This window comes from Legionella pelazae, assembly GCF_052527395.1.
On record NZ_JBNVZS010000001.1, the window covers coordinates 295,225 to 307,748 of the forward strand.

The window sequence follows — 12,524 nt, forward strand, 5'->3', positions numbered from 1 at the left end:
AATGCCAATCTTCTATACAGAAGCTCTTGTACTAGTTAGATTACTTATCACTTGTTATCAATAAAACAAGTCATTATGTTTAATCATCGGTTTAATTTTCAGGACGATGCACATGCGTATATTTGTTTTCTTACTCGTATCATTTTTTTTCTTACCACTTGCAGCAAAACCTCATTGGAATCGTCATTTAATTCCTCAGGAATCAGAGTTTTCTCATGAACGTTATGTTTCGGAGAACACAATTAAATCTATCAAGCAAGAATCTAAAATTTCGGTATTACGTGTGCAAATAGACTGGCTTGCGAATAAAGAATCTTATCAATTAAATCGTGCAATCATAGAAAAATCCGGCACGACTGCACTGTTAGCTAGAAGTAAGCACAGACCTAAATGGGGAAGTTATTTAGGCATATTAAAAGATAAAAATGGCAAGCATTTATACTATGATTCCATTGGTACAGGCAAAGAATATCGCAAACTATCGCGAGCTATTAATCTACGATTTCCAGTCCCCAAAGATAACGTAATTTTTGAATTGATTGCAGAAAATCCTCAATCTGGAGTCATGGAAACAGTATTAGAACAAGAAATTATTGTAAGTGAATTATCAACAGATAATACAAGCTATCCTGAGCTCGAAGTAAAACAGTTATTAATATCCCAAAAACCTCAGTCTCTCAGAATCAATATTTATGCTGAAGGCTATCAGCTACAAGACAAAAAACGTTTTTGGCAAGATGCAATTAAAACAGTTAATGCTTTGCATAATAATCATTTTCCAGGTGTTGAGTATTTTAGTTTTTATGCTGTATTTCATCCATCAAATAAAACATTGGGTGAGCCAATAGATTTAGGGTTTCCTATTCCTAATTTTGATTCGTTTCTAGGCTTATATTATCCCTATTGGAATGGTTTTGAACGTTGGTATCATGCAGTCTATCCAACACGGGAAAATAAATTCCGTAAGGCATTGGCATCTGCACCTTATGACTATGCCTTAATTTTAATCAAGCAAGACGGCTATTGGGGCGTAGGTAATTATATGTCTCACACAGCTTTACCCGCTGGCAATAAAAAGTACTTTACCTACTTATTACTTCATGAATTTGGCCATTTTTTTGGACTTAACGAAGAATATGAAGGCGGTGGGCGTACAGAATTAGAGTTTGCCCCAGACATGGACGAACCGTGGTCGCAAAACATGACCTTTTTATCAGATCCTTCCTACAATGGTTTAAAATGGCATGCTTTGGTATCTCCACAAACCGCCATACCCACACCTACAAGCGACTGGCAACCTAATCCACCTGTCTATGGCGCCTACAAAGGCGGCTATGGTGATTCAATCAGCACAAAAGGAGCTAATCACAAACCTGGGTTACAATGCATTATGGAGGCGAGCCCTACCTTTTGTGAGATATGTAAACAAGGGATAATAAGTGTAATTTTATATAGCATAGGAAATTATAAGTAGTAGCCTGGGTGCAAGCCCATAGGGCCGAAACCCGGGTTTCATTTCGTTTCACCCAGGCTACTATTCTCTGTAACTACTTTTTCTTAGCCACGCAACAATGCCGCACAGGGATGATAATACATTTGTTGGCTAATCGATATTCACTTTCGATGACTGTTTCAGCTACTAAAATGCAGTAGTAGCCTGGGTGCAGGCCCATAGGGCCGAAACCTGGGTTTCATTTCGTTTCACCCAGGCTACTATTCTCTGTAACTACTTTTTCTTTGCCACGCAACAATGCCGCGGGGATGATAATACATTTGTTGGCTTAATCGATATTCACTTTCGATGACTGTTTCAGCTACTAAAATGCAGTTGTTATAGCTTGTAGAAAGTAAACGACAACCGGAAGAGAAATAAAAGAGCAAACTGTGCTCAACATAACCAACCCGGAACTTTCAGCCTGGTATGTATTGAATTCGACAGCCAATATTGATTGCATAACGGCAGTAGGAAGAGAAGCAATAATAACACCCATTGTTAAGAGATTCGGATCCACATCAAACAAATAAAATAAATAAAAAGCGACAAGTGGATGCAGAATTAATTTAATAGCAATTGGAGCTATAAGATTAGATAAGTTTTTAATTTTAAATATGACAAGCATCTGTCCAATGCCTAATATCGCACAAGGGATTCCTGCATCGCCAATTAGCTCTGTAGTTTTTAGTATAAAGCTTGGTACGTGCAAACTATAATAAGACGTTAAAATTCCTATTATAGCTCCACAAAGTAAAGGGTTCTTAGCAAGTGTTTGCAAGACTTGTAAAAGAGCCCTATGCAAGCCCTCTTTTCTTGCCTCTAAAATAATAATCGCTAAAGAAAACGGAGCTAAAGTTAATATAGTTGTCAAAGCTGCAGTAATCACCCCAACTTGTCCGAACAGAATGTATAAAACGGGGATGCCTATAAAGCCACTATTTGGGAATACTGAACCTAAACTTGCTAAAGCAGCTAAATTAACATTGTGCGTTTTATAATAAAGGTAACTATAAATTGGAATATATAGTACCAACATAGATAAAATGAATGCAAAAGAATAGTACTCATAACGATTAAAAGTAATAGGTGCTGAAGCAAAAGAAGAAAATAAAAGCGAAGGTACTCCTAAATAATAGGCAAATCTATTGAGTACTTTATACCCTTCATTACCTAATACCCTACTTTTTTCTAAAATCAAGCCAACTAAAATAGTAAGAATAAAAGGCAATAATTCTAAAATAATAGAATACATACTTTCCTTTTTAGACGCATATTAACTCTAGCTATACTAATAGTATTATTACTATAAACTTTCTTCTATGAATATTGCTGAGCATATTTGTAATTATTTAGCACTATATCAAGTTCGCCATATTTTTGGATACCCAGGCGCTGCAATTTTACCGCTCATGGAGGCGATTAATAAACATCCTACACTTGATTGGATTTTGATGCGAAGTGAATCAACTGCTGCCTTAGCTGCTTCGGCACAAGGCAAATTAACTAAAAGCTTAAGTGTATGTGCATCTACCTGCGGGCCAGGAGTAACTAATTTATTGACAGGCTTGCTTGATGCTCAACTGGATCATTCGCCCGTCTTGGTCATTTCAGGGTTACCTATTACAAATAAGCATAGTTTAGGACATTTTCAGAGCGTTGATCAGATAAAATTAACAGACGCCTGCTGTGGTTTTAATGCTATTTGTGAACATCCTGCCCAAGTTCCTCAATTATTACAAGCTGCAGTGGGTTATATCATCCGTTATCACCGTCCTGCACATTTAGCCATTGCACCTGATCTACAACTTACTAAATTTACTCGGCAAGAATTAAAGTCTGCTCGTCTTCATTATCAGCACTTGCACCGTAATATACAGCTTTATCGTCCACCAGAAGCTGCTCTTGAAATAGTTGCCAACACAATAAATTCTTTTAGAAAAATAGTGATTGGCGTAGGCTCCCGAGCCTATGGTGCAGGTGATGCTATCGAATACTTTGCAGAGAAAATTTCTGCACCAATAATCAGTACGTTTGCTGGTAAAGGAGTAATTCGTGAAAATCATCCCCTTTACCTAGGAATTCTGGGCTTATTTGGCGCGCCTGCAAATAGATTAGCTCTAGAAGGTATAAGAGAAGCTGAAGTCATTATTACCTTTGGCGTTGACGATCTTATCTATTTACTAACTGATAAAGATGTTGATCAAACTCGCGAATTAATACAATGTGAGTCTAATTTTTCCTTATTAGATTATCAATTCATTAAAAAAAGAATGTTGCTAGGTGATCTAGCTGAGATTGCTACAGGACTAGCAAGTAGAGTAAAGTCTCGTTCTATTATCAATAAAAAAAGCGAACATTCTCAGGAATCCTATAAGCTAAAGAAAAAATCATCTTATGTTTCACCTGAACTGTTTTTTAATAAGTTTAACCATTTTATTGATTCGCAAAAAACAATTCTAGCGCTTGATATCGGCGATTCTACTGTCTGGGCTACAAAGTACCTAGAGCTGAAACAGCGTCAATCCATTTTAGTAAGTAGTCGATTAGGCGTTATGGGCTTTTGCTTACCTGCTTTAATTGCTGCAAAATTAACCAAACCTGATTCAAGGGTTGTAGGAATTATTGGGGATGGCGCATTGCAAATGGTACTAGCTGATTTGCTTACTGCTGCCCAATGTCAATTAAATATTATAATCATTGTTTTCTGCAATAATGTATTACAACGAGTGGCAGCACAACAAAAGGAAAAATATGGTGTCGATTTAATTAATCCTGATTATTGTTCTTTAGCTAAGAGCTGCCATATTACTGGTATAGACATTAATAATAATAATGAAATAGAAGAAAAATTAAATCAGGCTTTTTCTATTTCTCAAGGCCCTATACTTGTGGCTGTTTATTCAGATCCAACTGTCTTTGCTCCAATGAGCCAATGGAATAATTAAGAAGATATAACAGCTACATATAGTATAATCACTCAGTTCTTACCTTATGCTAAAAATTTCATAAAGATAAAATAATAATACGCTATTTGGACATGCGTGTTTATTGATTGAAACTGCTTCTCTAACTTTATTAATCGAGCCGGTTGTCTCCTATCAATATAGAAGCAATATAGAACAGTATACTTATAATGATATGTAACTCTTAATTAGGAGAAACTCTGGCTGAATATATACAACTAGCCCTCAGAACTGTTCAAATCAGTAACCTTTATCTACTGCAAGTTAAGAAAGGATAACAGTTAAGCTCTGAAAGTAGTTTTCTAAGCTCATCACTTAATATCAATCAATCTTTATAACATTTTTACTTTAATCAAATAAATATTTATCTATTAAATACTTTAAATTTAATAATTCCTATCCATTACAAAAAATAGATTTTATAGAATTGTCCTTATTATAAATCACAGAACAAATTTTAGTTTTCTTTGGTAATCGTTGAATTAATTGAATAGCTGTACCTCTATAGTTACAAGCTACCCAAAAATTATTACCTTGAAAACGCCATATCATCATGTTTATTTTTATATTTTGATTATTAGGCGCAAGACTAGCATTTTCGCTAGGGTGACCAGCATAAAAGGTAATATGGCTAAATGGGTGCTCAGTTTGACTAACATCTAAATAGGCTTCCCAACCATCTAGTTTATCTTTTAAGGTTTGAGTACTTTTAATAATTTTTGGGCAATTTATAGTATGAGCTAGACTATTAGAAGACAGTATTATCCCTCCTATTAAAAGGATAGTAATCCACGCTAATTCCTTCACTTGAATCTCTTTCTTCAATATTGCAATTGCGTTTCATTATAGCATGTTATGATTGTAATTTATCAAATCAATTATTAGCTCATTTAATATCAATGAAATCTATATTTTCGACTTTAAGCTTATAAATATCTATTGATAGATATTCACCAAATAAAATAATCCTAGCCCTGTTAATCCCACTTAAAATGATAACTTTGCTTGGATTCAATGCGTTTTCTTAACCGCTCTTTTATCATAGGCCATTCGGTTTTTAACATACTAAATAAAATGGTGTCAGTAAGTTGGCCACTATGATTTATCATATGCTCACGTAAATAACCCTCTTCTTTAGCGCCTAAAGCCAAGATAGCATAATAGGAGCGCTTGTTTTTAGGATCAGTGCTAATCTCAACACGATTAATAGAGCACGTCTCAAAAGCTTGCTCTAGCATCAGCATTTTTGCTTCAGGATTAATTACGGCGCCCCATACGGCTTTAATATACCAGCTATACCCTAATGCTAAACGTCGGTGACACAAATTAATATCATAATAAGCTGTGCAACCTAATATAGTATTTTTATCTTTTTCCCGTACAACATAAGTTATTTGTTGACCTTGTTCTTGTTTTGCTAAACAGTCATCAAACCACCGATAAAAATTAGAACCAGTAGCAGAGATAGGCATAAACTGCCAAATTAACTTATCATTTGCTGCGCGTTGTAAGCCCTGCTGATGAAGGGCAGAGATAGGTTCTAAATAAATAACGGTCCCTGTTAAAGTGTTTTGATTTAACATACCAATTGCATCCTAGAATTAACCTCGTTATTGCTCAATAAATAATTCTTTTTAAACTAAATAATGTAAATTTTGTATCAGTATCATAAATATCGAGCTTTTCATAGGTTTTTAATTTTTGCACCAGATATAATGAAAAAGAAATACCTAAGCATTCTATGCTTTATGAGATCATTAAAATGTACTGGAATTAGGTGCCGGTGAAGTTAGGATTCAAATTTACCTATAACCATTATTAAGATTTGGCTCCTCTATTTAGAATTTACCCTACCAAACTTTTGATTCTCTTATTTAGGAGGGCTTTTCTAAGATATAATTCATTTTTAATGCACACTTCTTTTACTTTTAACTTAATTAATGATTTTTTAATCAATTTGTTATATAATAAGCCGATAAATCGTATTTTAGAAGAAAGATTTAGCCTATGGCACCAGAATTAAGGACTATAACTATTTTAAATTATCTATCTATTAATACTTATTAATTTAACTGCAAAGATCCGATAGGCTTTAGCTAAATTGTTAGCCAGTTTAAGCGCAGTTGTTACAAGGCCTACTAGATGAAACAGCACTCAGAGTTGTTTAATGAATTAACTAAAGAAGAGAAAACGATTACAATTCCTAATAAGGAAATTCAACTCGATCCTAAAAAAGTTCAAGAGAAGTTAAGAAATAGTCAATCAGATCATCAAGCTATTTATAGAGATATGAGCGATCTTCTGCGCGAAACGAATGACGCGCAGTATGGTATTGTCTCAACCTATGATCAAGACAAAAATGAGTGGATTAGAGACGCTACAAAAGCCATACCTCTTGATAAGCGCATGTCCCCTGACGCGCCGGTTATTACTGCTAATAATATGCTCTTACGTTGCTTATCGCGTTTGCGCCCTATTGATTATGCAATTGGTAAAAAATATAAGGATAACCATGAAGTAGCGCAACCGCTAAGAGAGGAAATTAGAGAAAACTTTAGCAAATTAGCTTTTGAGGTATTACAAATTGCTCAAAGCAAAGATAACGATCAAGTTAAACAAAAGAAAATCGCTAGGAAAGAAGAAGAATTTAACACCTTTTTAGTACAGCAACTTCATAATGCCAATTTAACAGCTGGCTGTGAAAGCAGAAAGGATGCCGAAAAACTACTTTTTCATTATCGTAATTTATCTAGCGTCCTCTATCCCGCTCGCACGATGGTTACCTTAACCTATGATGATGAAGCAAGGATTTTGCAACGTGAAACTCAATACCCCGTGACTAAAAAAACAGATCAACAAAAAGAGGAACTTGAAAAATTAGAATCTATAATACCCTACCCAGATAAAGAGCAAAAAAATTCACATACCCATCATAATCTCGCTATCCAGGAAGCAGATAAACTGTTTAAAGACTTAATCGCCAGCGATGAGACAGCCCTGCCGGCTCAAGCACGTAAAACCCATCTTGTGGGGGTAAAAAATGGTTTTATTGTTAAAGTTGAATTAACTGAAATGGAGCGAAGTCAACTTGACAATCCAGAGCCGCTCTCTCAATTACAAACTGAAGAGAAAAAAGAACATGTACTTTGGCTTGCGCGAATGGGTTCGCCGGTTTTTGTTGGTTTAGGAGAAAATGACGATAACCTGCAAACTCATACCCGTGAAAATCTAGAACAGATTCGTACGGCCGCAGCAGAAAAAATGGGTAAAGATGTAAGTTCATTGAATATTCACGTTACCACATTAAATACATATACTTTCTCTGAAGATCAGCATATCATCATTAATCACGTTTATAAGGCAACACGCGAACGCGCAGATGAAGATAAACATGATAATGTGTCCTATGTCCCCACTAATTTTGATGGCACAAACCGCGCTCTTGATATTGCCCCTGGGTTAAATTTTGATAAAGAAGAACCACAACCGAAAGGAACCTCTCCCACACAAAAGGCAACACGTGTTGAAAGTGCAGCAACAATAATATTAGCTGCAAGCAATACTCCCAACACAATTAGCCTAGTACATTGTGCAAGTGGTCAAGATAGAACAGGAACTGCAATAGAGAGAGCTATTCAAAAATGGATGCATAAAGTATATCGAGGTATGGGCTTAAAAACCGACAATATCGAGTTAACCCGAGCAGTTGGAGGTAATGCTGCGGAAATCACCTCGCATCTCGTGCATGGTTCCCCTGGCATGAAGAGCGACTCTATTGCTAATAACTTTCTTGGCAGAACAATATTCTCTCCAAAGGTTCAAGCAAGATTTTACCTAAAGAGTGCAGAAACTAATAAGCGAAACAAAGTAGGAAATGTCGATTTCCTTAAAAAGCCAAGTGATCTTGCTCTAGTTGAATACAATAAGTGGCTTAGGGAGTTTTCTGATAAATTACAGGAAGTAGCAAGACTGGAAGACTGGCAGAAAGAGAAAAACAAGAAAAACTTAGTTGTACAAGGCGATAATATTATAAAACAAGTCAAGGCATTAGCAAAAAACAACCCAGAAAAGTTAGATTCACGAAACCTTCATGATTTAACGCTAGTGCTATCTACTGCCCACGCAGCCTTAACCGATTTAAAAGATAAAAATAAAACACAAAGCCATGCTCGAGAATTAGCTAATTTAGCCCAACATGTATCTGGAAAAAAATCTTCAGGTTGGAGGACTTTGGGTATTGTCTTATTAGCTTTTTCCTGTTTAACGCTAGCAGTTATTGGCATAGCCGCAATTGGATTCTTTACTGGCGGCATTGGTTTTTTGCCAGCTGCACTTGCTGTCGCGGGGTTAGCAGGTACAATTGGCGCAGGCGTAGGCGCGACTGTAGGTGCTGGAGTAATAGGCGCTGTTGGTGCGACGTTGATTTATAAGAACCGCGAAAAGGGAGTAGCAAAATCAGTAAGTCAGTTCAAAGAGGCATTATCTGAAATTAAAGATGAATTACCAGAAGAACAAGGTGCCCAAAATTCTCATTTAAATCCAGTTATATAATTTTAACAAATCCTATCTTGTTTAAATAAAATACCTATTTTACAACCCTAAATTGCAATTTCTTTAAACTATTGGTATAAACAGCAATAAAATTTATGCTGTTTTTACATTAAGGTTGTTATAAATCTTTATTATTCTTAAGGGTAAGTTTTTTTAAGGGCTTTAATTCTTTGGTATAAAATTGTCCTTGATTTTCATCGCTCACAAATAATTGAATTTTAATTCATCGCTTATACTTCCCGCAATTCCTAGCAAAAAGGTTCTTTACATGCAAAAACTCTCGGAGCTCAACCTATGAATTGCCTTTTATCTAATCAGAAAAAAAATAATATATTTTTATACTGTATGCCCAAATGACGCGCCTATGTCATGCATGCTGTAGTATAAGCTTGCTTAATTGAATTAACTAAGCTTATAAGAAATTTATGATAGAGATATAAATAATCTTAAGATTATTTATATCAAATTTTTCTTACAAGTAAGCGATTTATTTGGAAATTAAATAGATGTATTTTTCACTTAATTAATATCGACCGCCAGAACGGTTTTGATTCATTCGATTTTGGGCCATTGTAACTTTTAATGTTCTTCCTACCCACTGCTTCCCATTCATTTCTAACGAGTTTTCTGCCTCATGCTGAGTGCTAAAGGTAATAAAGCCAAAGCCCTTCGATTGGCCCGTAAAACGATCTTTAATTAATAATAGCTCTTCAATCTTGCCATATTTACCAAATCCGTTCTCTAAAGATACTTCTGTAGTATCAAAAGGTAAGTTCCCTACATATATTTTATTTTGTTTCATTGCCGTCTCCTTAAGTTGTACGAACAATGATCTAGAGGATAGTAAGCAAGGTATAACTAAACGATCTTAGAGAATATTGTGCGCATTTATTGAAGTAGATAAGCACCTTAGCATGCCAACAGTTAATTGGCAAATTGAAATTATTTCATACTATATTAAATTCTCTGCTATGCTGCCTGTTTATTCTATGCTCCTAACGAGAATTTAAATAAGACAGATTGCAAAATCTATTGCAATAATCCTCCAATAGGGCAAAGAACTTTATATAATCTAGAGCTATGTTTACCCAGACAAAACGACTCAGCAAAAAAATTGATAATTCAAAGGGTTAACTTATTAATAATTAATCATTTTTAATTGAAAGAGAATTTACAGCTTGATTTTATAACTAGTTTTGCATAAAAAAAACTCAATTGTATTGCTATAATTAATTATGTCACTACTTATATAATAGGTAAGCAATGAAGGAAGCAATGAGCTTAAATGAGGCCCGTACACGCTTAAAAGAAGAACTCGAAGCATATAGAGATGATACTTCATCTTCCAAGCCTGGAAAAAGAGGTCGTAATAAGGCTAACTACTTTATTGAAAAAATTGATAAAGGTGATTATCGCGAAACCTTGGATTTGGTTAGGGCAATTTATGAGGATCCTCGCTATAAAGAAGGCGAAACTATGAGAGCCCGACTAAGACCGGTCATGCTCGCTGTTTTAGGTTTTGAACAAAATGATTATGATCAGTGTGCTCAACATTATACCGATATAAGTCCTAGGTTTTTGAAAGCCTCGCCAGGGGATTTTCTAGAAATGGCTAAAAAAGATTTACTTAAAGTCGCCATAGAGGGGGCGCCAAGTAAAAAATCCCTTAAAAAAAAGGAGCGAAGTGATGAAATGGAAATGGGTGAAAAGCCACCTCCACGACCTTAAAAAGTAAAATACGGTTTTTGTCTTTCAGATTGACAGCGGGCAATACTACTACCAGTCCCTAAACAATTTAGTTGTATTGATTTTTTTACTAATATTCTAACTTTAACTAATTTAATAGAACTTAATTTTTCCTTAATATTTAAAATTTATAATTTAGCCCTTTTTCTGTTTTATAAATATATTTATGATTACATTGTCTTTTGGGCAAGCAGTTTTACTCTTAATTGATTGTTACAAAAACGAGTTCATTGTTGATAGGCTTAAGAAACTATATCTTAAAGGCATTGCATCACAGAATGATTTTCAATTCGTTATAAATTTATTTAAGAAAAATCGATTAGATGAAAAATATGAAATTTCAACTAGCGCAGAAGTCATTAATGAAGATCCAACCCGGAGATATTTTGAAACTCATTTAGCTTTTGAAACTCTTTTAATTACTCTTGATCAAGTTGATTTGGCCGATCTTAAGGCTCATTACGAAGCATTATATCAGCTACTTCCTGCCAATGAACAAGCCAAATTTGATCATTATCTTAATAAAACAATTTCAGCAAGAGAAGATTACATCGTTGAAGAATATATGGATATTCTTTCTAAAATAGAATCAAATAAAAGCTATTGGGCTTTTTCTGAAGTTCAAAAAGAGAAGTTAGCATTAATGTGTAAATGCTCGTGGCTAGGTACCCTAATCGTTAAGCTAACTGACCCTGACCTACCTCTTAATAACGTCTATGGCGTAGGCTTTTTTTCTGAACAACAGCGTGGCCGTATAGTAAAATACCTTAAAGCATCTGCTGAAACGCATGGAGCTCGATTTCAAGAAGGCAGCTATTCGAACCACTTTGGGTTAATGAAAAGTTACATGCCTGTTCCAAGAAACGATCTAATCTTTACAAAAAAAGGGTTTTCTTTCATTAGACCTCCTGATAGAGTCAATTTCAATTTATCCGCGGCATGGCCAAAAGAAAATTTTTCATCCTTGGTTCACCCCTTTTCCTGTTCTGTCTCTGGAACAATGCTATGTCAAATTCGCTGTATAAAAAAATTACAGGAAGACACTCAATTATCTTTTAATGATTTAGAAAAATTCACTTCCTTTTTAAAGTGTTTTACCTCTAGTTTACTTTTTAGTAGTGGAGGTCATAGTTATAATGAATTTTTAGCTATGTTAAAAACACCTGAAATTATTGAAGCTTTTAAGTTTATTGACCATTTTGAAGAAATAGATGCAACTACTTTATTATTTCATGGCAACGAACCTCAATTTAATCAGGCCTTAAATAAAACAGTTGCTTATACAAAAGTTTTTCTTGCAAAACAGCAAGTTCATAACAGTTTGTTGGAAAAGCACAAGTAAAGTGTTTGAAGTAATTAGAATGATTGATTTTCGACAGTTGACATAGCTGTATGTGATTCTTCATTTTTATCTTGATCAGGAATATTTTTATCAAAAAAACCATAAACAGATTGTTGATTAGCTTCTGAGGGTATGTTTTTTTCAGAATGTGTTAGTTGGGTTACCTGATCGGATGTTGTTAGTACCTCGTCAAAATTAAGTGTGTCTAAGAAGTTAGCTATTTCATTTTTCTCATCTAGACTTAATTCTACCGGAGGAGTTATAGACATCGCTTTCTTGAATATATATGACTTCACACTTTCTGGAAGCCTATTCCAAACATGACTTGAGATAGTTATGCCATTATTTAATAAGTAAGACTTTACATTTTCTGGAATCTTATTCCAAAAATACCTTGATGTTTTTTTAAAAAGAGCCAGCATTAACT

General features: G+C 34.7%; 11 protein-coding genes. 6 read left to right on the top strand and 5 right to left on the bottom strand.

Features of this window, described 5'->3' with window-relative positions:
* Window positions 1–112 precede the first annotated feature (112 nt).
* Together ACQUW5_RS01340 and ACQUW5_RS01345 are read left to right on the top strand one after the other, a co-directional pair.
* Complete coding sequence (locus ACQUW5_RS01340; RefSeq protein ID WP_444989263.1) at window positions 113–1,474, top strand: M64 family metallopeptidase; 1,362 nt, start codon at window positions 113–115, stop codon at window positions 1,472–1,474.
* A 187-nt stretch (window positions 1,475–1,661) separates the two neighbouring features.
* Window positions 1,662–1,805, top strand: coding sequence for a hypothetical protein (locus tag ACQUW5_RS01345; RefSeq protein WP_444989265.1), 144 nt, complete (start codon window positions 1,662–1,664; stop codon window positions 1,803–1,805).
* A gap of 12 nt (window positions 1,806–1,817) precedes the next feature.
* Here ACQUW5_RS01345 and ACQUW5_RS01350 read toward each other — a convergent pair whose 3' ends face one another.
* The gene (locus ACQUW5_RS01350) at window positions 1,818–2,747 is read right to left on the bottom strand and encodes an AEC family transporter (protein ID WP_444989267.1); all 930 of its coding nucleotides are present in this window, start codon (window positions 2,745–2,747) and stop codon (window positions 1,818–1,820) included.
* 67 nt (window positions 2,748–2,814) lie between these two features.
* Here ACQUW5_RS01350 and ACQUW5_RS01355 point away from each other — a divergent pair, with 67 nt between their 5' ends.
* A complete protein-coding gene (locus ACQUW5_RS01355) occupies window positions 2,815–4,440 on the top strand; it encodes a thiamine pyrophosphate-binding protein (RefSeq protein ID WP_444989269.1) in 1,626 nt (541 codons plus the stop codon).
* Window positions 4,441–4,854: 414 nt separating this feature from the next.
* On the opposite strand, the gene ACQUW5_RS01360 is transcribed toward ACQUW5_RS01355, so the two are convergent.
* Together ACQUW5_RS01360 and ACQUW5_RS01365 are read right to left on the bottom strand one after the other, a co-directional pair.
* Window positions 4,855–5,265 (bottom strand): STY0301 family protein, encoded by a 411-nt coding sequence (locus tag ACQUW5_RS01360; RefSeq protein WP_444989271.1) that lies wholly within the window; start codon window positions 5,263–5,265, stop codon window positions 4,855–4,857.
* A 170-nt stretch (window positions 5,266–5,435) separates the two neighbouring features.
* A complete protein-coding gene (locus ACQUW5_RS01365; RefSeq protein ID WP_444989273.1) occupies window positions 5,436–6,041 on the bottom strand; it encodes a GNAT family N-acetyltransferase in 606 nt (201 codons plus the stop codon).
* 559 nt (window positions 6,042–6,600) lie between these two features.
* On the opposite strand from ACQUW5_RS01365, the gene ACQUW5_RS01370 reads away from it, so the two are divergent.
* The gene (locus ACQUW5_RS01370) at window positions 6,601–9,009 is read left to right on the top strand and encodes a hypothetical protein (RefSeq protein ID WP_444989275.1); all 2,409 of its coding nucleotides are present in this window, start codon (window positions 6,601–6,603) and stop codon (window positions 9,007–9,009) included.
* Window positions 9,010–9,532: 523 nt separating this feature from the next.
* Here ACQUW5_RS01370 and ACQUW5_RS01375 read toward each other — a convergent pair.
* Entirely contained in the window at window positions 9,533–9,811 is a 279-nt protein-coding gene (locus ACQUW5_RS01375) for an RNA recognition motif domain-containing protein (protein ID WP_444989277.1), read from the bottom strand.
* Between the two features lie 473 nt (window positions 9,812–10,284).
* On the opposite strand from ACQUW5_RS01375, the gene ACQUW5_RS01380 reads away from it, so the two are divergent.
* Window positions 10,285–10,737 (top strand): hypothetical protein, encoded by a 453-nt coding sequence (locus ACQUW5_RS01380; RefSeq protein ID WP_444989279.1) that lies wholly within the window; start codon window positions 10,285–10,287, stop codon window positions 10,735–10,737.
* A gap of 184 nt (window positions 10,738–10,921) precedes the next feature.
* On the top strand, window positions 10,922–12,097 hold the full coding sequence (locus ACQUW5_RS01385; protein WP_444989281.1) for a hypothetical protein: 1,176 nt from the start codon (window positions 10,922–10,924) through the stop codon (window positions 12,095–12,097).
* 14 nt (window positions 12,098–12,111) lie between these two features.
* Here ACQUW5_RS01385 and ACQUW5_RS01390 read toward each other — a convergent pair whose 3' ends face one another.
* On the bottom strand, window positions 12,112–12,393 hold the full coding sequence (locus ACQUW5_RS01390; RefSeq protein WP_444989283.1) for a hypothetical protein: 282 nt from the start codon (window positions 12,391–12,393) through the stop codon (window positions 12,112–12,114).
* Between the last annotated feature and the right edge of the window lie 131 nt (window positions 12,394–12,524).

Coding starts and splice junctions, on each gene's coding strand:
- ACQUW5_RS01340 (WP_444989263.1), top strand. CDS start 113: ATGCGTATATTTGTTTTCTTACTCGTATCATTTTTTTTCTTACCACTT.
- ACQUW5_RS01350 (WP_444989267.1), bottom strand. CDS start 2,747: ATGTATTCTATTATTTTAGAATTATTGCCTTTTATTCTTACTATTTTA.
- ACQUW5_RS01355 (WP_444989269.1), top strand. CDS start 2,815: ATGAATATTGCTGAGCATATTTGTAATTATTTAGCACTATATCAAGTT.
- ACQUW5_RS01365 (WP_444989273.1), bottom strand. CDS start 6,041: ATGTTAAATCAAAACACTTTAACAGGGACCGTTATTTATTTAGAACCT.
- ACQUW5_RS01370 (WP_444989275.1), top strand. CDS start 6,601: ATGAAACAGCACTCAGAGTTGTTTAATGAATTAACTAAAGAAGAGAAA.
- ACQUW5_RS01375 (WP_444989277.1), bottom strand. CDS start 9,811: ATGAAACAAAATAAAATATATGTAGGGAACTTACCTTTTGATACTACA.
- ACQUW5_RS01380 (WP_444989279.1), top strand. CDS start 10,285: ATGAGCTTAAATGAGGCCCGTACACGCTTAAAAGAAGAACTCGAAGCA.
- ACQUW5_RS01385 (WP_444989281.1), top strand. CDS start 10,922: ATGATTACATTGTCTTTTGGGCAAGCAGTTTTACTCTTAATTGATTGT.